This window comes from Frigidibacter sp. (assembly GCF_030695035.1).
GTDB lineage: Bacteria > Pseudomonadota > Alphaproteobacteria > Rhodobacterales > Rhodobacteraceae > Frigidibacter.
The window spans coordinates 907,567-927,537 of sequence record NZ_JAUYTT010000008.1; the positions used below are offsets into that span (position 1 = coordinate 907,567).

The following is a 19,971-nucleotide window of genomic DNA, read 5'->3' on the forward strand; positions in this document are numbered from 1 at the left end:
CCCGTATCCATCATGCGGCCGACCGCCGCGATCTCGTGACGGAAATTGCGGGATCGGGACGGATTGCCGCAACAAACCCGGGCTCTGATCCGCGCGGTGCCCGACTTTGCGGCAGACCGCGCCGCGGCGCTGCAAAGCGTGGCGCGGATCGGATGCGAGAGAGCCTTGCTCACCCGCCAACCGCCTGACGCCGCCGCTCATAGGACGAGGCGAGCCCCAGCGTGGCGCGGTATTTGGCGACCGTCCGCCGGGCGATCTGCAGCCCCGCCTGATCGGCCAGCCCGACAATCGCATCATCGCTGAGCGGGTTCGCCGGGTCTTCGCCGCCCACCACGCGGCCGACGAAATCCAGCGCCGTATCGCGCGACACCGGCTCGCCGCCGCATTGCCCGGGCAGAGCGCGCGAGAAGAAGGCCCGCAGCGGCAGCGCCCGCGTCCCGGTCTGGATCATCCGCCCCGCAACCGCCCGGCTGATGGTCGAGGCGTGCAGGCCAAGCTCGGTCGCGACATCGTCCAGCGTCAGCGGCACTAGATGCGCGGGCCCCCTGTCCAGAAAGCCCGATTGGCGTGCCACCAGCACGGCGGCGGCGCGCAGCAGCGTATCGCCGCGCCGCTCCAGCGCCAGCGCCAGCGCCCGCGCCTCGGCCAGTGCCTTGCGCCGCGCCGCGCGGGCGACGGGATCGGCAGAGCCGTCCGCCAGCCGGCCCTCCTGCACGGTGATCGCCGGCAAAGTGGCGCGGTTCAGCTCCACCCGCCAACCCTCGGCACCCTGCGAGGCGATCAGATCGGGCGGAAACACCGGCGCGGGGTCATGGTCGAAGGCCAGCCCGGGCTTGGGGTTCAGCGCGCGGATCTGGCGCAGGATCAGCGGCAGGTCGGCCAGATCGCAATCGCACAGATCGGCCAGCTCGCGCTGCCGGTTCTGGACCAGCAGCCCCAGATTGGCGATCAGCGTTTCCACCTCCCATGTCAGGATATCCGCCTCGCGCGCCTGCAGCAGCAGGCATTCCGACAGGTCGCGGGCAAAAAGGCCGGTGGGCTCAAACCCCTGCAGCACCCCCAGCACCGACAGCGCCCGCGGCAGGCTGACCCCGGCAGCGAGCGCGATTGCCTCGACCGGTTGCCCCAGCCAGCCGGTCGGCTCCAGCGCCTCGGCGAAATGCAGGGCCAGCAGCCGGTCGGCGGCGGTGGAGAAGGCCAGGTCGATCTGCTCCACCACATACGCCATCAGCGAGGGCCGGTGCGCGGCCACGGCCGCCATCGCGTCGAAATCCGCGCTGGTGCGGGCGGCAAAGGCGGGCGGCGGGCGATAGCTGACAAAGGGGTTGCTGCGCGCCGCCTCGACCAGATGCTCGGCCAGGTCTTGCGAGGACATGCCAAGGATGCTGAGCGAATGCAGCATCTGCCCGCCCATCTGCAGGGTCTGGCGATGTGACAGCGTCTGCATCATCTCCATGACGCGATCCTACTCCCGCTGCGCCGGTCTTGCGGCAGCGCGCCCACAGCCCGCGCCGGCCGATGCGCGCAGTGCGGGGTTTTTCGGCACCCGGCGGCCAAGGCGCGGAGCGCTTTGGCGGTTTGTGCAGATGTGCGGGCCAGATCGGGGCAACGGCACTCCTCCGGTCAGGACTTGACGATGGCGAGGCTGTCGAGGCTGACGAAGGCGGCCTTGCGTTCGCTGGCCTTGGTCTCGAACACCTTGAAGACCTTTTCCTGAAGCGGGCTCGAGATTACGAAATCCTCATGCGCCCGGCTGAGGGCGGCGCGACAGCGGCTGGCCACCTCTTCGGCGTCCAGCCCAGTGAAATCGGTCTCGCGCAGATAGGCGCCGAAGCGCTTCATCACATGCAGCCGGGAGACGTTCAGCACCTCGGGCGTGTAATCCAGTCCAAGGCAGTCGAACAGATCCTCGGCAGCCGAGAGGCGCGCCAACGTGTCGAGGAGGGTCGGGGCGGGGGTCGCTTGCGTCACTGCGGGCATCCTTTCGCTTGGGGGTCAGTCGGCCAGCGGCTGGCGGCCGAGCCGCGCCACCATCCGTCGCAGGTCATCGGCACTGGCCGGGCGCTTGACCCGGATCGCATGGGCGCGCAGCAAGGGCTTGATCCGCAGCGCGATGTCTTCCGAGGCGGGCAACCCCGCCTGCGCCAGCGCCGCGCGCAGGCCAGCGACGCCAGAATGCTTGCCGATGGCGATCTGCCGCTCGCGGCCAAAGCGGGTGGGGGCGCAGCGCGGGTCTTCATAAGTGTCGGCGCGCTTCAGGATCGCATCGACATGGATGCCCGATTCATGGGTGAAAACCAGCGCGCCGGTGATCGGCTTTTGCGGCGAAAGCGCCCGGCCCGAGGCGCGGGCGACAAGCTCCGACAGCGCGGGCAGCGCGCACAGGTCGATCCCGGTGGCGATGCCGCCCGCCGACAGCGCCGCCGCCACCTCTTCCAGCGCGGCATTACCCGCCCGCTCCCCCAGCCCGTTCACCGTCACCGACAGATGCGAGGCCCCCGCATGGGCGGCCATGATCGTGTTGGCGGTCGCCATGCCAAAGTCGTTATGGGCGTGAAACTCGATCGGCAGCGGGATGCGCGGCGCCAGCGCGCTGACCATCCGGTAGGCCGCCAGCGGGTCGAGGAGGCCGAGCGTGTCGGCGATCCGCAGCCGGATCGCCCCCGCGCCGGCCGCGACCTCGGCCAGCCGCAGCAAGAACTCCGGGTCGGTGCGGCTGGCATCCTCTGCCCCCACCGAGACCTCCAGCCCCCGTTCGGTCGCGCAGAAGACCGCCGCCGCGGTTTCGCGCAGCACCCAGTCACGGTCCACCCGCAGCTTTCCGGCCAGCTGGTTTTCCGAAGTGGGCACGGCGAAATGCACCCGCCTCACCCCGGTCTTCTGCGCCATGTCCAGATCGGTCAGGCGCAACCGGCACCAGACCACTGGCACCGCGCGGGTGATCGCTGCGCAAATCTCGCGGATCTCGGCCACCTCGGCCCACCCCATCGCGGCGATGCCCACCTCGATCTCGGCCACGCCCACCGCATCCAGCGCCCGGGCAATCGCGCATTTCTCGCGCAGCGAGAACGCGACCCCCGCCGTCTGCTCTCCGTCGCGCAACGTGGTGTCGCACAGCGCCAGCGTCCGGTGGCCCGCCCCGGTCATCGCCCGCCCCCCGCCGCGACGGCGGGCGCGCCATCGGCCCAGAACGGCGTCATCGCGCGCAGATCGGCAACGATGCCGGGCAGCACCGCCAGAACCCGGTCGATCTCGGCCCCGGTCGTCGCGGCGGACAGCGAGAACCGGATCGCGCCATGCGCGGCGGTGAAAGGCACCCGCATCGCCCGCACCACATGGCTGGGCTCCACCGCGCCCGAGGCGCAGGCCGATCCGGTGGAGACGCAGATCCCCGCCCGGTCCAGCCGCAGCTGGATCGCCTCGCCCTCGACATAGCCAAAGGCGATGCAGCTGGTATTGGCCAGACGGTCATGGCGATTGCCAAGCACGACGGCATGGCTGACCGCTGCCATGATCCCTGCCTCCAGCCGGTCCCGCAGCGCGGCGATGCGCGGCAGGGCCTCCGCCAGATCGGCCGCCACCAGATCCGCTGCCGCGCCCATGCCCACGATGCCCGGGGTATTCTCGGTCCCCGCCCGCCGCCCGCGTTCCTGCTTGCCGCCCTGCAGCAACGGCGCAAAGCCGGTGCCCTTCCGCAGATAGAGCGCGCCGGCGCCCTTGGGGCCGTGGAACTTGTGCGCCGACAGCGACAGCATGTCGATCTCGGTGTCCTGCACACGGATCGGCAGCTTGCCCGCCGCCTGCACGGCATCGGTGTGAAACAGCGCGCCGACGCGGTGCGCCAGTTCCGCCAGCCCCTCGACCGGGAAGATCGTGCCGGTCTCGTTATTGGCCCACATCAGCGAGACCAGCGCCACCCGGTCCGACAGTGCCGCGCGATAGGCGTCGATATCCAGCAGCCCCTGCCCGTCCACCCCGATGCGGTGGACGATCACGCCCTCCTGCCGCTCCAGCGCGTCGCAGGACGCAAGGATCGCGGGATGTTCAACGGCCGAGGTGACGATCTCGCGCCGCCCCGGCATCGCGCCAAGGGCAGAGCGCAGGGCGGTGGCATTGGCCTCGGTCCCGCCCGAGGTGAAGATGACCTCTTGCTCCGATGCCGCCCCGATCAGCGCCTGCACGGAGCGGCGCGCCTGCCGCAGGGCCGCGGCCGGTGCCGCCGCGAGGCTGTGGCCCGAGGAGGGATTGGCGAAATGCGTGCTGAAATAGGGCAGCATCGCCTGCAGCGCCGCCGGGGCGACCGGGGTCGTGGCATTGTGGTCCAGATAGATCGGCGCGGGGTGGGGCATCGGCGGCCTCATGCCTTGCCGGTGGGGATGATCCGCATGGGCCGTCCCAGCGTGGCGATGATCCTGGCCTGCAGCCCGCTCAGCGTGTGCCCGGCCATCATGCAGCCGGCGCAGGCGCCGGACAGATGCACGAAGACCTGGCCGGCATCGACCGCCAGCAGTTCGATATCGCCGCCGTCGCGCTGGAACACCGGGCGCATCTCCTCGATGATCCGGGCGATTGCGGCGCCGGTCTCGCCCGCATCGGCGATGGGCGCGCTTGCCGGGGCAAGGGGCACCGGCGCGGCAGGAGCCGTCAGCCGGCGCGCGGCCAGCAGCGGATGGGCCGCGGGGGGCCCCGCCTCGCCCCGCGCCAGCCGCGCGGCATAAGCGATGGTGGCAGGGGGCGGCGCGCGGCGCGGGGCGGGCGGCTCGGCGACCGCCTCGCCCCGGAACGCCGCGATTGCGGCGGTCAGCGCCTGCCGTCCAAGCGCCGGGCCGCGCATCCGTTCGGGCGGCAACCCGCCAAGCGCCTCGGCGATATCGCCTTCGCTCAGCCGCTGCGCTGTGGCGAGGGACTGACCGATCACCAGCTCTGTCAGCGCCGAGAACGATGCAATCGCCGATCCGCCGCCCAGGGCCAGAAACCGCGCCGCCTCGATCCGCTCGCTGGCCGGGTCGATCTGCAGCATCAACCGCAGCGCGTCACCGCCCTGCAGCGAACCTGCCTCCCCCACCGCATTGGCACCGGCCAGCGCCCCGGCATTGCGCGGGTTGAAGAAGTGATCGCGGACCTTTTCGCCATAGTCCAGCATCGCCGCACCCCCTAGCAAAAGGACTTGCCGCAACCGCAGGCATTCTTGGCGTTGGGATTGTTGAACACGAAACCCGCGCCTTCGATTCCCGACACGAAGTCGATGGTGGCCCCGGCCAGATGTTCCTGGCTTTGCGGGTCGATCAGCACCGTGACCTCGCCGAGCTCCATCACGGCATCGTCGGGCTGCGCCTCCAACTCCAATGCCATGCCGTATTTCAGGCCGGCGCAGCCGCCAGACTGCACCATCAGCCGCAGGCCCGCGACCGGCTGGCCGGCACCGTCGATCGCCGCCTTGATCGCGCTGCGGGCGGGTTCGGTGATCTCGATCATGATACTCTCCTGTGCGCTTGGGGTTTGAAGAGGATCAGCAAGAAGCGTGCCAGGTGCCGGAGGCCTTCACAGCAAGCGACAGGCCGACAATGGGGGATTCCCGACACGGCGCCTGCGCGCCTGATCCGACAAAAGCGGAGCGGTCAATCTGTGGCAAAGCAGCTTTGGCGTTCATCGCAGGCGTCGCAGGTCGGCGCCGGGCACAGCGCGAAGGCCGCATCCGAACAGATCTGGCGGGCGAAGAACTTCTTCCAGCGCATGTTCCGGGCATTGGCCGCGGCCAGCCCCGGCAGGAAGCGGGCGATCATCTGCGTCAGCGCGGGCCGCGCGGGCAGACCCAGATCCTCCCACAGATGGCGGCTTTCCATCGACCGGCGGGCCAGGATCGCCGCCAGCCAGCGCACCTCGGGGCCCGCCCCCGCCGCGCGCCACAGCACCAGGAGCTCGATGGCCTGCTGCTCGACATCACGGACCGGCGCTGGCCGGGTGGCGTCGGAGGGGTCGATCCCGGTCAGATCGGCGCCGGGCAGCCAGCGCGCGGCGAGGGCCACCAGCTCCGCCCCCGACAGGCCCAGCAAAGCGGTCGCCGGCCCCAGCCCCGCTGCCTGCTCGCGCAGGGCATGGGCGAGGATGAAGCCGAGCGCGGCCTCGGCGGCATCCGGCGACACGGTTTCAGGACAGGGCCGCATGGCTCTGGCAATCAGAAGGACAGACCCGGGCGCAGGCGCCGCAGCCGATGCAATTCTCGGGGGCGATCAGGGCCATCACCTTCTTGATGATCTCATCCTCGAGCTCGTCCCACTCGTCGCTGCCCGGCTGCACCACCTGCCCGTCCCCGGTCAGCCCGTGCAGCGTCATCACCCCGCGCCCGCAGACCTTGAAACAGCGGCCACAGCCGATGCATTTTCCGGCGTCGATGGCCGTCAGGTACTGCGGGACGTATTCCGCGCCGCCGCGGGTATAGGCGATTGCGGGCATCGTCAGGCCCCCTTCGCGGCCAGCTTGGCGTCCTTGACCGCCTTGCGCGCCGCGTCCAGATCGCGGAACACCGTCCAGGTCCGCTCTGCCACTTCGGGGATCTTCTCCCAGTCGATGGGCAGCTCTTCCGACAGGTCATGCAGCGCCAGCTTGGCATCGGTGGCGCGCATCGACAGCTTTTTCACCTGCGCTTCGAGGTCTTCAAGGCTCATGGCTGGTCCTTTTCGGCGGTTTGGCGGCCGCGCTGCGCAACCAGCGCGACAGCGGCGTGCGGCCCGGAACGGGTTTAAGGCAGAGCGGGTGCAGCTCTGCCGCTGGCCGTGGCGATGTGTCCGGCGGCGAGGCGGGGAGCGGTTTGATGCGGATCATCTGCGCGGCTCCGGCTCAGGCGCGGGCGGCATCGGGATAGGTGTCGATCACCGCCACCGCATCCTCGACCAACGCCTCGCCCGCCTGTGCGACCTTGGCCCATGTTTCAAATCCGAAGCGATGCACGTCGCGCAGGTGCTTGGACACCACGACCAGCCGCCCCGCGATCAGCACGATCCGCCCGAAACCCTCATGGTGCATCTTCTGCATCTGGCTGGCCATGCAGCCGCTACGCTTTTCGATCATCAGCCCGACGGCATCGTAGAACTTCGTCAGCCGCCAGATCAGATCGGGGTCGGGATCGCCGATGATCGGGGTCTGGCGGCGTTCCTCGGCGGTCAGGATGAACTCGGCAAGCAGCTCTGCCACCGGCTTGGTGTCCCACAACCCGTGGCTGTCCTCGGCCCGGATCACGGCGGCCAGCTGCGCCAGAAACGGGCTGTCGATCATCTCGCCGCCGCGCGGCTCATGCATCGTTTCGGTCTGCATCAGGGGCCCTCCTCGGGGTCGAAATCGGCGGAAAAATCAGGCTTCTCGAAGGTGCCGAGGATCTTGCGCAAGAAAGGTGGCGGCGAGCCGTTCAGCATCACCTGCACCTGCGCGATCACATCGGCGACCGGCTCTGGCTGCTTGCGCTTGATCGGGTGCATCCCGGCCCGCACCATCCGCGCCGCCGAAGGCCCGCCCACCGCCAGCGCAAACACCAGCACGCAGCCGTCCAGCGCCGCGATCTTGGGGCCGATGCGGTCCTCGATCTCGTCATGGCGGCCCTTCTGGTCGGTCGGCAGCGAGAAGTCATGCACCTCGACAAAGCGGGCGCCGGTCTTCCAGACGTCATAGACGACGATCTTGCGCGCCGAGCCGAAATGCGCGTCGAGATATTCAAGATCGTTGGAGACGATGGCCACGCGCAACGGCTTTTCGGCGGGGGGCGCGGCGTCGGCCTCAACAAGGCGCAGAGTGCGGGACATGAGAGAACTCCTCGGGGGGCGGTGTCGCGCCGAAATCTTCGGGGCGCGGGCGGTGGTGGATCGCCTGCACGGCATTGGCGATCTCGTAAAGAAAGGCGCGGCTGCCGCGATAGCCCAACCGGCAGGCATCCTGCGCGCCGATCCGGTCGAAGACCGGAAAGCCCACCCGCAGCAGCGGCAGGTGCAGCGCATGGGCGGCGTGGCGGCCGTGGCTGTGGGTGATCAGGATCTGCGCGTCCCCGACGCGGGCGGCACGTTCGAAATCGCCCAGATCGCCCAGGATCACCGTTTCGCAGGGCATCTGGCCGATCACCGGGCTGTGCTGGCTGGTCGTGACGGCGGCGACAATCTCTGCCCCCATCGCCGCCAGCGCAGTGCCAAGGCCGAACATCAGGTCGGGATCGGCGGCAATCGCCACCCGCAGCCCGCCGGTGAAGAAATGCGCATCCAGCATCGCATCCATCAGCCGCGCCCGGTCGCGCCGGATCGAGGGCGGCGGCTCTGGTGTGCCCGACATCTCCATCAGCGCGCGCACGAAACCATCGACGGGCTTCAGCCCGGTCAGCGCCGGAAACACCTGCGCCGGCACCATGGCGCGGTCTTCGATGATCCGCGCGGCGCCGCGCATCTGCTCGCCAATCGCCAGCGTGCAGACCGAGCGCGCGGCCAGCGCAATACGATCCACCGGCGTGCCCCCCAGCGAGGTGCCCGACCAGTTGCCCGAGACATGACCGTCCAGCGAGCCCGAAAGATCGGGCAGCACCAGCGGCTCCAGCCCGAAGGCCCGCACCATCCGCACCAGTTCCTCGATCTCGGCCGGGGTCAGGTGGCTGCCGCAGAGCAGCGTCACCTGCCGCAGATCGGGGTCGCGCTGCTGGGTGGCGGGAACCAGCGCCGAAACGATTGCCTCCACCGCCTTGGCCCAGCCATCCTGCAGCCCGCCGTCGAAATCGGGCGTCGCGGCATAGACCACCCGCGTCGCATCGAAATCGCGGCGCCGCGCCAGGATCTCGCGCAACTCGCCCGCCACATCCTCGCCCCGGGTTTCCGCCAGCGCGGTCGAGGCAATGCCAATGAAGCGCGGTTGCGCGCGTTTGCGGATGTTCTCGATGGCCTCCTCGATCTGCTCGGCGCCGCCAAGGATCGTGGTTACCTCATTCATCGCCGTGGTCTGCAGCGGCACCGCTTCCTTGAAATGCCGCACCAGATGCACCATCCCGAAGGCGGTGCAGCCTTGCGCCCCGTGCAGCAATGGCACCGAGCCCTCGATACCCAGATAGGCCAGCGCCGCCCCCAGCGGGGCTGAACTTTTCAGCGGGTTGGTCGAGACGGCGTGCCTTGCGGTAACGAGACGGGCCATGTCAGCAATCCTCGAAATCGGTGGCAGACCCGCTGGCGACGGCCAGGGGCCGCGCCAGCGCCGCGGGCAGCTGGCCGGGATGCGCGGCGATATGGGTGATCGGGCAGGCCCCCTGCGGCGCGGGCAGCACCGCGCCCGTGGCCAGCGGCGCATCCCAGGGCGCGGGGCTGCGCAGATCGGCCCACATCGGGTTGTTCAGCGCCAGGTCGATGGCGCGGACCAGATCGACCATGCCCATGTATCCGGCATAAGCCTCGTGCTTTTCCTGGTTCACATCGACCCAGGGCACCAGCGCCTTGAGCGCCACGAACTGGCTGCGCCCGCCCGACAGCAGCACATCGGCCCCGGCGTCCCGCAGCATCGTGTACATCTCGCGCGGGGCCATGTTTTCATACATGTGGCTGTCATCGCCCATGATCTGCACCACCCGCTCGCGGTCGTTCTCGGTGGCCTTGCGCATCGAGGTGCCGACCACCTCCATCCCCAGCTCCATCAGCGCCGAGACCACCGACCAGGACTTGTGCCCGCCGGTGTAAAGCAGCACCCGGCGCCCCTCCACGCGGGGGCGGTAGGGTTCCAGCGCGGCGCGGGCGCGGGCTTCCTCTTCGGCGATCAGCGCCTCGCAGCGCAGGGCCAACTCGGCCGGGGCACCCCGCTCGATCAGCAGCCCGCAGATCCGGCGCAGCGCATCCGACGTGTCCGAGATGCCGTAGAACGAGCCCTCGAAATAGGGGATGCCCCAACGCTCCTCCAGCTTGCGCGCCAGCGTCACGAAGGCCTTGGAGCAGACCAGCATCGTCACCCGCGCCCGGTGCGCCATCGCCACCTGCCGGTAGCGCGCATCGCCCGAAACCGAGCCAAGGATGCGGATCCCCAGCCGGTCCAGCAGCGGCTTGACCTGCCACAGCTCGCCCGACAGGTTGAAATCGCCGATGATGTTGATGTCATAGGGGGTGGTCGTTTCGGGTTCGAGCGTGCCGATGACATGATCGAACAGCGCCTCGGCCCCTAGCTTGTTGCCAAGGTTCTTCGAGCCGACAAAACCCGGCACATCGACCGGAATGCAGGGCGTGCCCCATTTGGCCGACGCCGCCTTGCAGACCGCGCCGATATCGTCGCCGATCAGCGCGCTGACGCAGGTGGCATAGACAAAGACCGCCGCCGGGTGATGCGCCTCGATCACCTCATGGATGGCGCGGAACAGCTTCTTCTCGCCCTGCCCCATCACGATATCCAGCTCGGTCAGGTCGGTGGTCAGGCCCAGCCGGTAGGTCTCGGCCCCCGACGAGGCAGCGGAGCGGTTGTCCCAGCCATTGCCGGCGCAGGCCAGCGGCGCATGGACCAGATGCGCCACATCGACGATCGGCTGCAGGGCGATCATCGCGCCGTCAAAGGCGCAGCCCCCCGCCGCCGCGCCCGGGGTCAGTTGCTTGGTGCAGCCGGTCTTGCGGCTGACTTCGGATTTGGCGGTGTTGGTGGCGCAGCCAGGCTCGTTGAAGACCTGCGCGATCCGGTTGGTCAAGGCATCCGACATGGCATTCACCCCCTGCTGACCAAGATACAGCAAGGACCGTGCCAGACTCGGCAGACCGCCGTGACAGGGTTTGCAGCGGCCCGGCACCCCACAATGTCGCATTGTCGGCTTTGCGACAGCGCGCAACGGCAAGGGCCGGCAGCTTACGCCGCCGGCCCCCCCGGGTCGTGCCCCTGCCCCTCAGCGGGTCAGGTCAAAGCTGTAATCGGTCTCGCCGATGCCGCTGGTCGCCGTGTCGAGCTTGAGGAACACTGCGTCGAGGATCTTCACCAGCACCGTCAGCCCGCCCTGATAGCCCCAGGTCGGGAAGCGGTGATGGTGGTGGCGGTCGAAGATCGGGAAGGTCAGGCGGATCAGCGGAATGCCGGTATCCCGCTCCAGATACTTGCCATAGGACGAGCCGATCAGGAAATCGGTCGGCTCGGTCATCAGGAACGAGCGCATGTGCCACAGGTCCTTGCCCTCCCAGACCTGACCCTGATGGCCGAAGGGCGAGGAGGCCAGCAGCTCTTTCATCTGCTTGGCCCATTTCTTCGAGCCGTTGGTGGCCAGGCAATGAACCGGCTCGCCGCCCATCTCCATGATGAACTTGGCCATGCCCAGAACGAAATCGGGATCGCCGAAGATCGAGAAGGTCTTGCCATGCAGATAGGCCTGGCTGTCGGCCATCGCGTCGATCAGCCGGCCGCGGTCGCGCGCAAGGCTGTCCGGGATCGCGCGGCCGGTCAGCTCCGACACTTTCATCAGGAAGGCATCGGTCGCGCCCACGCCCATCGGATAGTTGAACACCGCCGTCTCCTGCCCGGTGTCACGGACGTAGTCGAGCGTCTTGGGCGAGCAGAAGGCCTGCATCGACAGCGTCGCCTTGGCGTTGATCGCGTCCTTGGCCGCGGCCAGCGTGGTGCCGCCGTCGAACATCCGGAACTGGCCGTCCGAGGGCGTGTCATAGACATCCGAGACATCGCCGAGGAAGGTGAACTCCACCCCCATCGCATCCAGCATCCGCTTGATCTCGCGGTTGTTCGCCACCGCGAAACCGTCAAAACCGGGGATGATGTTGATCGAGGTGCCGGGCTCGCGCACGGCCCCGTGCCAGAACTGGTGCAAGATGCCCTTTTGCATATTGTCATAGCCATCGACATGGCTTCCGACAAAGGCCGGGGTATGGGCAAAGGGCACCGGATAGTCGCCCGGCACGCTTTCGGCCTCCTTGGCCTTCTGGATGAAGGAATTGAGGTCATCGCCGATCACCTCGGCCATGCAGGTGGTCGACACCGCGATCATCGCGGGCTTGTAGAGCGCGCGGGCATTGGCCAGCCCCTCGATCAGGTTGGTCAGCCCGCCGAACACCGCCGCATCCTCGGTCATCGAGGACGAAACCGCCGAGGAGGGTTCCTTGAAATGCCGGCTGAGGTGGCTGCGGTAATAGGCGACGCAGCCTTGCGAGCCATGCACGAAGGGCAGCGTGCCCTCATAGCCCTGCGCGGCGAACACGGCCCCCACCGGCTGACAGGCCTTGGCGGGGTTGATCGTCACCGCCTCGCGCGCGAGGTTCTTTTCGCGGTATTCCCACGATTTCGTCCAGTCGCCGATCTGGGTGATGGTCTCGGCGGTATGGCCGCATTCGAATTTCAGTTTCTTGTTGGCCAGCATCTCGCGGTATTCGGGCTGCTGGAACAGCGGTGCATGGTCAAGCACCTTGTCGGCCGATTGGGGCATGGGTCAGTTCCTTTCCTGGGCCGTCCGCATTCCGGGACGCGCCGTTGCAGGGGAGACAGGCGGCGGGGGCGCGGATCGCCGCCCCGCGCCAAAGGCTGCGGGGCAGCAGGTCACTCGGCCGCGAGGGCCGCCGGCGCCGCCAGCCAGGGCGCATCGAACAGCCCCCAGACCGGGTTGTTGATCGCCATGTCCATGTCGCGCGCAAAGATCGCAAAGCCATCATAGCCGTGATAGGGGCCCGAATAGTCCCAGCTGTGCATCTGCCGGAACGGGATCCCCATCTTCTGCACCGGGTACTTTTCCTTGATCCCCGAACCGACAAGATCGGGGCGCACCCTCTCGATGAACTTCTCCAGCTCATAGCCGGTCACGTCATCATAGATCAGCGTGCCTTCCTTCACGTAATGGCCGGTGCGCTTGTAATCGTCGGCATGGGCGAATTCATAGCCGGTGCCGGCGATCACCATGCCCAGATCGTCATAGGCGGTCACCACGTGGCGCGGGCGCAGGCCCCCGACATAGAGCATCACCGACTTGCCTTCGAGCCGGGGCCGGTATTTCGCCAGCACCGCATCGACCAGCGGCTGATATTTGGCGATCACCTTTTCAGCGTTCTCCTGGATCGTGGCGTCAAACTGCGCGGCGATGGCCCGCAGGCTGGCAGCGATCTGGGTGGGGCCGAAGAAGTTGTACTCCATCCAGCCGATGGCGTATTTCTCCTCCATGTAGCGGCAGATGTAGTTCATCGACCGGTAGCAGTGGATCAGGTTCAGCCGGGCCTTGGGCGCACGCTCCATCTCGGCCAGCGTCGCATCGCCCGACCAGCAGCCCACCACGCTCAGCCCGATTTCCTCCAGCAGGATACGCGAGGCCCAGGCATCGCCGCCGATATTGTAATCGCCGATGATGTTCACGTCATAGGGGCCGGGCTCATAGCTTTTCGCGGCCTCGGATTCGGGTTTTTCAAAGATCCAGTCGCGCACCGCGTCATTGGCGATGTGGTGGCCGAGCGACTGCGACACCCCGCGAAACCCCTCGCAGCGCACCGGCACGATGGTCTTGCCGATGTCCTTGTGCTTCTTCTTGGCCACCGCCTCGATATCGTCGCCGATCAGGCCGATCGGGCATTCCGACTGCACGGTGATGCCATTGGCCAGCGGGAACAGCCCGTTGATCTCGTCGATGGTCTTTTCCAGCTTCTTGTCACCGCCAAAGACGATGTCCTTTTCCTGGAAATCGGTGGTGAACTGCATCGTCACGAAGCTGTCCACCCCGGTCTCGCCGACATAGTAGTTGCGGCGCTGGCTCCAGGAATATTGCCCGCAGCCCACCGGGCCGTGGCTGATATGGACCATGTCCTTGATCGGCCCCCAGACCACGCCTTTCGAGCCGGCATAGGCGCAGCCGCGGATGGTCATTACGCCGGGAACCGACTTGATGTTGGATTTGGCGGCATCGCAGTTCGAGGCGATGCCGGTGACGGGATCGGGCGCCTCATCGGTCGCGGTGGTGACCGCAAGATGCTTGGCGCGTTTCTTCCTGGCCTTTTCCGGGTAGGCTTCGAGCACTTCCTTGATGAGGGACTCGAGCTCTTCCGGGCCGTTTGCGTGATCTTTGGCCATCCTTTTGGCTCCTTTCACTGAACGTTTCCGAAATGGCGGGCCGTGGGCCCGCCTGGCGACGAGAGCGGCGGGGATCAGCCCGCCTTGCTGGCTTCCAGCGCGGCGATCTGCTTTTCGCGGTCTTCCTCGGTCTGCATGATGCCGAAATCCATCAGCATATCTTCCAGCTCTTCCATGGTGATCGGGGTCGGGATCACGCCCTGCCCCGAATTGGCGTGGATCTTGCGGGCCAGCTCGCGGTATTCCTCGGCCTGCTTGCTGTCGGGCGCATACTGGATCACCGTCTCGCGGCGCAGTTCGGCATGCTGCACGATATTGTCGCGCGGCACGAAGTGGATCATCTTGCAGCCCAGCCGCGAGGCCAGCGCCTCGGCCAGTTCCAGCTCGCGGTCGGTCTGGCGCTCGTTGCAGATCAGCCCGCCCAGGCGCACGCCGCCGGAATTGGCGTATTTCAGGATGCCCTTGGCGATGTTGTTGGCGGCATAAAGCGCCATCATCTCGCCCGACATCACGATGTAGATTTCCTGCGCCTTGTTCTCGCGGATCGGCATCGCAAAGCCGCCGCAGACAACGTCGCCCAGCACGTCATACGAGACGTAGTCGACATCCTCATAGGCGCCGTTCTCTTCGAGGAAGTTGATCGCGGTGATCACGCCGCGCCCCGCGCAGCCCACCCCCGGCTCCGGCCCGCCAGCCTCGGTGCATTTGATGCCCTTGTAGCCGACCTTCATCACATCCTCGAGTTCGAGGTCCTCGACCGAACCGGCCTCGGCGGCAAGGTGCAGCACAGTGTCCTGCAGCTTGGTGTTGAGGATCAGGCGGGTCGAGTCCGCCTTGGGATCGCAGCCGACGATCAGGATCTTCTGACCCATCTCGACCAGCGCGGCGAGCGTGTTTTGCGAGGTGGTGGATTTGCCGATCCCACCCTTGCCGTAAAAGGCGATCTGACGAAGTTTGGCCATGACGGTCTCCCTTGGGTTCATGTTCGCGGGTGCATGAGACGGTTCACGACCGCTCTCCCTCCCCATTCAGCAGGAACCATGCCAAGCCTGCGGCAGGGATTTCTGTTCACTTGCAGGTATTTACCCATGCGCCAGGGTTTGGAGCAGACCCGACAATTTGTCGGCCCGCCCCCCGGCGCCGCGCCGAATGTCGGCTTTCGCAACGGCAAAGGCCCCGACCGTTCCCGGCGGGGCCTTGCGGTCGCGGTTCGGGCAGGGTTCAGGCCGAGCCGCCGGGCGTGCCGGTGAAGCTGACCAGCACATCCTCGTCGCGTGGGACGAACTGGCAGGCCATGCGGAACCGCGGCGGGATGTCGTTGACCTCGGCCTGTTCCAGCTCGGCGGCGGTGATCTTCTGCAGCTCCTTCAGCCGCGCCTTTTCCTTTTCGGTCAGCGCCATGCCCATCAGCGGCTTGTCGGCCAGCAGCGTCACCTCGATCAGGCAGGACCCGCAGATACCATCGCCGCAGTCGAAGGGGATCGGGATCTCATGCGCGCGGGCCAGCGCCAGCAGGGTCGCGGTATTGCCCGCCACTGCATAGATGGTCTTGTCTTTCTTCATGATCGGCGAGTGGAAGGTGATGTTCGGCATGGCTGTCCTCTTTGGCTGGTCTCGGAAACGCGCTGGTCCTTCCCTCCGCGCAGCAAGGCCCATGCCAAACCGCTCAGGGGCAAGGCGGGGTGGGCGAAGGGTCGGGCAGCGCCACCACCTCGATGGGTGCGGGAAAGCCGCCAGGCACCGGCTCCAGCCGCGCCATCATCGCCGGCGTGGCCAAGATCGCGCCGTCATCGGTGATCATCAGCGCCGCCGTCACCCCCATCCGGGCGGCAACGCGCGGCCAATCCTCCGGGCCCGCCACCGCCAGCGCGGTCGCCGCCGCATCCGCCAGCGCGCCATTGCCCGCCAGCACCGAGGCCGAGACGATGCCCTGCACCGGCCGCCCGCTGCGCGGGTCTAGGAGATGCGAGAACCGCACCCCGCCCGCCTCGAAGAACCGCTCGTAGTTGCCAGAGCTGTGCAGCGCCTCGCCCGGGCGCAGCGACACGGCCGCCACCACCCCCCAGGCAAAGGGATCGCGGATCGCCACCCGCCATTGCCGCGCGCCGTGGCGGCCCATCACCTGCACCCCGCCGCCCGCATTCAGCACCGCATCCGCGATACCGGCCGCGCGCAGGCGGTCCGCAGCCAGATCCAGCGCCGCGCCCTTGGCATAGGCGCCCAGATCCAGCTGCACTGCCGGGTTGACGGAACGCACTTCGGTTCCCGCGATCCGCAGATCGGCCATCCGGGGCCTGCCCGCCAGCAGCGCGTTGATCACCGCGTCCCCGGGCGGCGCGCCCGCGGGCGGGGTATCGGCGTGAAAGCCCCAGGCCGCGACCAGCCCGCCCACCGCCGGATCGAACAGCCCGCCCGACAGGCAGGACAGGTGCTGCCCCTCGGCCAGCAGCGCCGCCAGCGCCGGATCGACCGTCATCGGCTGCCCGGCGGCAATCGCGGCATTGAGCCGGCCCAGCATCCCCGGCCGCCAGGCGTGCCAGTCGCGGTGCATCTGCTGCAGATCACGCCCGAGGCCCGCAATCGCGGCGCGGGCCTGCGTCTCGGGCACACCGTGGATCTCGATCTCGACCAGAGTGCCGAACAGATACAGCGTCTCGCGAGTCTCGGCCGGCGCAGGGCGCAGGGCCCGCGCCCCGCCCGCCAGCAGCAGGGCGACTATCAGCAAGGCGGGCAGCAGGGCCCGGCGGGCAGTCATGCGCGGCCGCCGGGCGCGGGATGCACCGCCTGCACCTCCAGCGCGGCACCCCCTCGGCGCTCCGCCCGCGCCAGTGGCACGAAGGACAGCGCCAGTGCCAGCGCGCCGACCGCACCCGCCCCCAGATCGGACAGCCCTGCGGCCGCCGCGCCGCAGACCGCCGCCACCAGCGCCGCGGCGGGCAGCAGATAGGCCAGCCCCGCCGCCGCCAGAAAGGCATTGCCGGCCATCGCCAGCTCGATCTCATCCCCGGGCCGGACGACAAACCCCTCGGGCCGGGCAATCGACAGCACCGTGGGGCCAGCCATTCCGGCCAGCGCCCCTGCCCCGCAGCCTGCGCGCGCGGCACAGCCCGCACAGCCCGCCGCGCGGTCGGCGGCAAGCACAAGGTGATCGGCCGCGACCGCCAGCACCTTCAGCCTTTCGCACAGGATGCGCGGCGCGCCCTCGCCGCAGCCAGTGCCGGGGCCCATGCTAGAGGTCGACCGGAATGATGCAGCCATCGGTCATGCAGGCGTTGAGGCATTGCGGCAGATCATGCTCGCCCTCGCATTCGGTGCAGATCGCGGCATTGATGACATAGACGCCGCGCTTGGGCGCAATCGCACTGGTTGGGCAGACCGGCTCGCAATCGCCGCAGGCGGTGCAAAGCTCGGCATCGATCTTCATGGCCATGATGGGGTCCTTTCAGGGGTCGCGGGCGGCTGCCCGCAGGTTGCAGTTCAGCCGGGGCGCACCTTGGCCGCGCCGCCAAGGATCCGGCATTGGCAGGCCAGCCGGTCCTTGCGGCCGGCCATGTTCTCGGCCAGCACCCGCAGCTCCAGCGCCGAGGGTTCCGACAGGTTCTCGGCCCCCTCGATCACATGGGTCAGGCAGGTGCCGCATTCGCCCTCGCGGCAGCCATAGGTGATCCCCGAGCCGACCTTCTCGGACATCTCGATGATCCGGGTTCCGGCCGGCACGGTGACCGTGGTCGCCACATCGGTGAAGGTCAGCGTCGCTTTTTCCATGGCCCGTCCTTTTCTCAGCCCGCCGCAGCTTCGGGGGCATCCAGCACCCGGGCTGGCGCCCGCCCGCACAGATGCGCGGCAAGACGACGGCCAAAGTCCTGCCCCTCGGCAAGTTCCTCGGCACTGGGATGCAGCCGGACCCGCAGCCCCGGTTCTGGCAGGCGCAGCTTCAGGCCTTGCAGCCGCGTCTCGATCATCCGCACCGCCTCGCCCGACCAGCCGTAAGAGCCGAAGGCCGCCCCCAGCTTGCCGCGCAGCTCGATCTCGGCCAGCGCCGCCATCAGGTCCCAGATCCGCCGCACCGCATCGCCGTTGATGGTCGGGCTGCCCAGTGCGATGCCATCGGCGGCCTCGATCAGGTCCAGCAGCGGCGCGATCTCGGCCCCCTCCAGATCGAACAGCGCGGCGCGCACCCCCGGCTCCTGCTCGGCCCCGTCATGGATCGCCTGCGCCAGCCCCGCCGTCGCCCCGTAGGCCGAGACATAGATGACCAGCAGCGCCTTCTCGGGCCCCGCCCCCAGACGGGCCTTGGCCAGTGCCCGGGTCCGCTGCAGGTAATCGCGCGGGTTCGTCCGCAGGATCGGCCCGTGCGAGGGCGCGATCAGCGCGAAATCCAGCGGTTCGAGCAGATCCAACGCCTCGGTCACGAAGCTGCGGAAGGGCCGCATGATGCGGTCGAAGTAATGCTCGAAGGCCAACCGGAAATCGCCGGCCTCGTCATTGAACAGCCGCGCATCGCAAAAATGGCTGCCGAACAGGTCGCAGGTGAACAAGATGCGCTGGCGGGCGAACCATGTGCATTGCGTATCGGGCCAGTGCACATAGGGCGTGGTGAAGAACTCCAGCGCGCAGTCGCCCAGCGAAGCCGTCTCGCCGGTCGTCACGGGCCGGATGTCATAGCGCCCGAAGTCATCGCGCAGCAGCGCCCGTAGCAGTGGCAGACCGCGCGGCGACAGCAGCACCTGCGCCTGCGGGGCGCGCCGCAGCAATTCGGGCAGCGCGCCGGTATGGTCGGGTTCCAGATGGTTGAGCACGATGAAGCGGATCTCGTCATAGCGCGCCACCGCTTCCAGCCGGGCAAAGAACGCCCCGGCAAATTCCGCCTTCACCGTGTCGATGATCGCCACGCCGCCCGATCCGCGCACCGCATAGGCGTTGTAGCTGGTGCCGTTCGCGGTGCGCACGATCACGTCGAAGCTGCGCAGATCGGGATCGAGAGCGCCGATCCAGTGCACTCCCTCAGCCAGCGCGACCGGGCCATCGGGACCGATCAGGCTCCGCACGGCAGAAGATGAGGCGAAGGATGCAGCGGCCAAGGGGTGATCCGGGGTTGCGCAGGTCAGGTACAGGGACCGCAGCAAGCGCCGTGCCAAGCGGTGCGGCGACGGCGGGCGACGGATGGGCGATTGCAGCGCAGGCCCTGACCCTCAAGGTCCGACAAACTGTCGGGAAGCCGACAATGTGCGGCGGGCGCGGCGTCCGCGGCCCGAGCTACCTGCCCCGCGCCGGACCGCCCACCTAACGCCCTGCCCCAAAGCACTTGGCACGCGCCTTGCTGCGATCCGTCAAAGGGCCCAGCCGCCGAAAGGAGTGCCGATGCAAGATGTCTTCCTGATTCTTCTCGGCACGGCGCTGGTGAACAACGTGGTGCTGGTCAAGTTCCTCGGCCTCTGCCCGTTCATGGGCGTGTCGCGCAAGACCGATGCGGCCATCGGCATGGGCCTTGCCACCACCTTCGTGCTGACACTGGCGGCGGGTGCCAGCTGGGCGGTGGAAACGCTGATCCTCGCCCCGCTGGGGCTGGAGGTCCTGCGCATCCTCAGCCTGATCCTCGTCATCGCGGCCATCGTGCAGTTTATCGAGACGGTGATGCGCAAGCTCTCGCCGGGGCTGCACCGGGCGCTCGGGATCTATCTGCCGCTGATCACCACCAACTGTGCGGTTCTGGGCGTGGCGCTGCTGAACATCCAGCAGCGGCATGGCCTCGCCGAAAGCCTGCTCTACGGCTTCGGCTCGGCCGCGGGCTTCACGCTGGTGCTGGTGATCTTTGCAGGCATGCGCGAGCGGCTGGCCCAGCTGGCGGTGCCCGGCCCCTTTGCGGGCACCCCCATCGCCTTTGTCGCCGCCGGGCTGCTGTCGATGGCCTTCATGGGCTTCGCCGGGCTCGTGCCGAACTGA

Annotated in this window: 23 protein-coding genes; 1 reads left to right on the forward strand and 22 read right to left on the reverse strand. The window is 68.1% G+C overall.

Annotation, left to right across the window (positions count from 1 at the left end; all coding sequences use genetic code 11):
• Positions 1–169: 169 nt before the first annotated feature.
• From rpoN to Q8S30_RS08600, 22 genes are all read right to left on the reverse strand, one after another.
• Complete coding sequence (gene rpoN, locus Q8S30_RS08495) at positions 170–1,456, reverse strand: RNA polymerase factor sigma-54 (RefSeq protein WP_305665576.1); 1,287 nt, start codon at positions 1,454–1,456, stop codon at positions 170–172.
• A 167-nt stretch (positions 1,457–1,623) separates the two neighbouring features.
• Positions 1,624–1,971 (reverse strand): nitrogenase stabilizing/protective protein NifW, encoded by a 348-nt coding sequence (gene nifW, locus Q8S30_RS08500; RefSeq protein WP_305665577.1) that lies wholly within the window; start codon positions 1,969–1,971, stop codon positions 1,624–1,626.
• A gap of 24 nt (positions 1,972–1,995) precedes the next feature.
• Positions 1,996–3,147 carry a homocitrate synthase gene (nifV, locus tag Q8S30_RS08505; RefSeq protein WP_305665578.1) on the reverse strand — a complete coding sequence of 384 codons (1,152 nt, stop codon included), beginning with the start codon at positions 3,145–3,147 and terminating at the stop codon, positions 1,996–1,998.
• Entirely contained in the window at positions 3,144–4,349 is a 1,206-nt protein-coding gene (nifS, locus tag Q8S30_RS08510) for a cysteine desulfurase NifS (protein ID WP_305665579.1), read from the reverse strand. Before nifS ends, nifV begins: the two co-directional genes overlap by 4 nt.
• A gap of 8 nt (positions 4,350–4,357) precedes the next feature.
• The gene (locus tag Q8S30_RS08515) at positions 4,358–5,143 is read right to left on the reverse strand and encodes an iron-sulfur cluster assembly scaffold protein (RefSeq protein ID WP_305665580.1); all 786 of its coding nucleotides are present in this window, start codon (positions 5,141–5,143) and stop codon (positions 4,358–4,360) included.
• An 11-nt stretch (positions 5,144–5,154) separates the two neighbouring features.
• A complete protein-coding gene (locus Q8S30_RS08520; RefSeq protein ID WP_305665581.1) occupies positions 5,155–5,475 on the reverse strand; it encodes an iron-sulfur cluster assembly accessory protein in 321 nt (106 codons plus the stop codon).
• Positions 5,476–5,618: 143 nt separating this feature from the next.
• A complete protein-coding gene (locus Q8S30_RS08525) occupies positions 5,619–6,164 on the reverse strand; it encodes a nitrogen fixation protein NifQ (RefSeq protein WP_305665582.1) in 546 nt (181 codons plus the stop codon).
• On the reverse strand, positions 6,148–6,453 hold the full coding sequence (gene fdxB, locus Q8S30_RS08530; RefSeq protein WP_305665583.1) for a ferredoxin III, nif-specific: 306 nt from the start codon (positions 6,451–6,453) through the stop codon (positions 6,148–6,150). Before fdxB ends, Q8S30_RS08525 begins: the two co-directional genes overlap by 17 nt.
• A 2-nt stretch (positions 6,454–6,455) precedes the next feature.
• Positions 6,456–6,665, reverse strand: coding sequence for a CCE_0567 family metalloprotein (locus Q8S30_RS08535; protein WP_305665584.1), 210 nt, complete (start codon positions 6,663–6,665; stop codon positions 6,456–6,458).
• A gap of 172 nt (positions 6,666–6,837) precedes the next feature.
• Complete coding sequence (locus Q8S30_RS08540) at positions 6,838–7,311, reverse strand: NifX-associated nitrogen fixation protein (protein WP_305665585.1); 474 nt, start codon at positions 7,309–7,311, stop codon at positions 6,838–6,840.
• Positions 7,311–7,793 (reverse strand): nitrogen fixation protein NifX, encoded by a 483-nt coding sequence (gene nifX, locus Q8S30_RS08545; protein ID WP_305665586.1) that lies wholly within the window; start codon positions 7,791–7,793, stop codon positions 7,311–7,313. The genes Q8S30_RS08540 and nifX overlap by 1 nt, the downstream gene beginning before the upstream one ends.
• The gene (nifN, locus tag Q8S30_RS08550) at positions 7,768–9,153 is read right to left on the reverse strand and encodes a nitrogenase iron-molybdenum cofactor biosynthesis protein NifN (RefSeq protein ID WP_305665587.1); all 1,386 of its coding nucleotides are present in this window, start codon (positions 9,151–9,153) and stop codon (positions 7,768–7,770) included. The genes nifX and nifN overlap by 26 nt, the downstream gene beginning before the upstream one ends.
• Before the next feature lies 1 nt (position 9,154).
• Positions 9,155–10,687: a nitrogenase iron-molybdenum cofactor biosynthesis protein NifE gene (gene nifE / locus Q8S30_RS08555; RefSeq protein WP_305665588.1), complete on the reverse strand. Its 1,533-nt coding sequence runs from the start codon at positions 10,685–10,687 to the stop codon at positions 9,155–9,157.
• A 180-nt stretch (positions 10,688–10,867) separates the two neighbouring features.
• Positions 10,868–12,406 carry a nitrogenase molybdenum-iron protein subunit beta gene (gene nifK, locus Q8S30_RS08560; protein ID WP_305665589.1) on the reverse strand — a complete coding sequence of 513 codons (1,539 nt, stop codon included), beginning with the start codon at positions 12,404–12,406 and terminating at the stop codon, positions 10,868–10,870.
• A 110-nt stretch (positions 12,407–12,516) separates the two neighbouring features.
• Positions 12,517–14,028 carry a nitrogenase molybdenum-iron protein alpha chain gene (gene nifD, locus Q8S30_RS08565; RefSeq protein WP_305665590.1) on the reverse strand — a complete coding sequence of 504 codons (1,512 nt, stop codon included), beginning with the start codon at positions 14,026–14,028 and terminating at the stop codon, positions 12,517–12,519.
• Between the two features lie 74 nt (positions 14,029–14,102).
• A complete protein-coding gene (gene nifH, locus Q8S30_RS08570) occupies positions 14,103–14,990 on the reverse strand; it encodes a nitrogenase iron protein (protein WP_066811995.1) in 888 nt (295 codons plus the stop codon).
• A gap of 259 nt (positions 14,991–15,249) precedes the next feature.
• Positions 15,250–15,621 carry a ferredoxin FdxD gene (fdxD, locus tag Q8S30_RS08575; RefSeq protein ID WP_305665591.1) on the reverse strand — a complete coding sequence of 124 codons (372 nt, stop codon included), beginning with the start codon at positions 15,619–15,621 and terminating at the stop codon, positions 15,250–15,252.
• A gap of 73 nt (positions 15,622–15,694) precedes the next feature.
• A complete protein-coding gene (locus tag Q8S30_RS08580; RefSeq protein WP_305665592.1) occupies positions 15,695–16,783 on the reverse strand; it encodes an FAD:protein FMN transferase in 1,089 nt (362 codons plus the stop codon).
• Entirely contained in the window at positions 16,780–17,256 is a 477-nt protein-coding gene (locus Q8S30_RS08585) for a SoxR reducing system RseC family protein (protein ID WP_305665593.1), read from the reverse strand. The genes Q8S30_RS08580 and Q8S30_RS08585 overlap by 4 nt, the downstream gene beginning before the upstream one ends.
• A 1-nt stretch (position 17,257) precedes the next feature.
• Positions 17,258–17,458: a ferredoxin FdxN gene (fdxN, locus tag Q8S30_RS08590; protein ID WP_305665594.1), complete on the reverse strand. Its 201-nt coding sequence runs from the start codon at positions 17,456–17,458 to the stop codon at positions 17,258–17,260.
• 47 nt (positions 17,459–17,505) lie between these two features.
• The gene (gene fdxC / locus Q8S30_RS08595; RefSeq protein WP_305665595.1) at positions 17,506–17,793 is read right to left on the reverse strand and encodes a ferredoxin FdxC; all 288 of its coding nucleotides are present in this window, start codon (positions 17,791–17,793) and stop codon (positions 17,506–17,508) included.
• Positions 17,794–17,807: 14 nt separating this feature from the next.
• Positions 17,808–19,109: an FprA family A-type flavoprotein gene (locus Q8S30_RS08600; protein WP_305665596.1), complete on the reverse strand. Its 1,302-nt coding sequence runs from the start codon at positions 19,107–19,109 to the stop codon at positions 17,808–17,810.
• Positions 19,110–19,389: 280 nt separating this feature from the next.
• Between Q8S30_RS08600 and rsxA the strand changes: the two genes are divergently transcribed.
• Entirely contained in the window at positions 19,390–19,971 is a 582-nt protein-coding gene (gene rsxA, locus Q8S30_RS08605) for an electron transport complex subunit RsxA (RefSeq protein WP_305665597.1), read from the forward strand.

What these genes read in the sequence shown, in the direction of transcription:
- rpoN (WP_305665576.1), bottom strand. Translation starts at nt 1,456, where the DNA reads ATGGAGATGATGCAGACGCTGTCACATCGCCAGACCCTGCAGATGGGC.
- nifV (WP_305665578.1), bottom strand. Translation starts at nt 3,147, where the DNA reads ATGACCGGGGCGGGCCACCGGACGCTGGCGCTGTGCGACACCACGTTG.
- nifS (WP_305665579.1), bottom strand. Translation starts at nt 4,349, where the DNA reads ATGCCCCACCCCGCGCCGATCTATCTGGACCACAATGCCACGACCCCG.
- Q8S30_RS08515 (WP_305665580.1), bottom strand. Translation starts at nt 5,143, where the DNA reads ATGCTGGACTATGGCGAAAAGGTCCGCGATCACTTCTTCAACCCGCGC.
- Q8S30_RS08520 (WP_305665581.1), bottom strand. Translation starts at nt 5,475, where the DNA reads ATGATCGAGATCACCGAACCCGCCCGCAGCGCGATCAAGGCGGCGATC.
- Q8S30_RS08525 (WP_305665582.1), bottom strand. Translation starts at nt 6,164, where the DNA reads ATGCGGCCCTGTCCTGAAACCGTGTCGCCGGATGCCGCCGAGGCCGCG.
- fdxB (WP_305665583.1), bottom strand. Translation starts at nt 6,453, where the DNA reads ATGCCCGCAATCGCCTATACCCGCGGCGGCGCGGAATACGTCCCGCAG.
- Q8S30_RS08535 (WP_305665584.1), bottom strand. Translation starts at nt 6,665, where the DNA reads ATGAGCCTTGAAGACCTCGAAGCGCAGGTGAAAAAGCTGTCGATGCGC.
- Q8S30_RS08540 (WP_305665585.1), bottom strand. Translation starts at nt 7,311, where the DNA reads ATGCAGACCGAAACGATGCATGAGCCGCGCGGCGGCGAGATGATCGAC.
- nifX (WP_305665586.1), bottom strand. Translation starts at nt 7,793, where the DNA reads ATGTCCCGCACTCTGCGCCTTGTTGAGGCCGACGCCGCGCCCCCCGCC.
- nifN (WP_305665587.1), bottom strand. Translation starts at nt 9,153, where the DNA reads ATGGCCCGTCTCGTTACCGCAAGGCACGCCGTCTCGACCAACCCGCTG.
- nifE (WP_305665588.1), bottom strand. Translation starts at nt 10,687, where the DNA reads ATGTCGGATGCCTTGACCAACCGGATCGCGCAGGTCTTCAACGAGCCT.
- nifK (WP_305665589.1), bottom strand. Translation starts at nt 12,406, where the DNA reads ATGCCCCAATCGGCCGACAAGGTGCTTGACCATGCACCGCTGTTCCAG.
- nifD (WP_305665590.1), bottom strand. Translation starts at nt 14,028, where the DNA reads ATGGCCAAAGATCACGCAAACGGCCCGGAAGAGCTCGAGTCCCTCATC.
- nifH (WP_066811995.1), bottom strand. Translation starts at nt 14,990, where the DNA reads ATGGCCAAACTTCGTCAGATCGCCTTTTACGGCAAGGGTGGGATCGGC.
- fdxD (WP_305665591.1), bottom strand. Translation starts at nt 15,621, where the DNA reads ATGCCGAACATCACCTTCCACTCGCCGATCATGAAGAAAGACAAGACC.
- Q8S30_RS08580 (WP_305665592.1), bottom strand. Translation starts at nt 16,783, where the DNA reads ATGACTGCCCGCCGGGCCCTGCTGCCCGCCTTGCTGATAGTCGCCCTG.
- Q8S30_RS08585 (WP_305665593.1), bottom strand. Translation starts at nt 17,256, where the DNA reads ATGGGCCCCGGCACTGGCTGCGGCGAGGGCGCGCCGCGCATCCTGTGC.
- fdxN (WP_305665594.1), bottom strand. Translation starts at nt 17,458, where the DNA reads ATGGCCATGAAGATCGATGCCGAGCTTTGCACCGCCTGCGGCGATTGC.
- fdxC (WP_305665595.1), bottom strand. Translation starts at nt 17,793, where the DNA reads ATGGAAAAAGCGACGCTGACCTTCACCGATGTGGCGACCACGGTCACC.
- rsxA (WP_305665597.1), top strand. Translation starts at nt 19,390, where the DNA reads ATGCAAGATGTCTTCCTGATTCTTCTCGGCACGGCGCTGGTGAACAAC.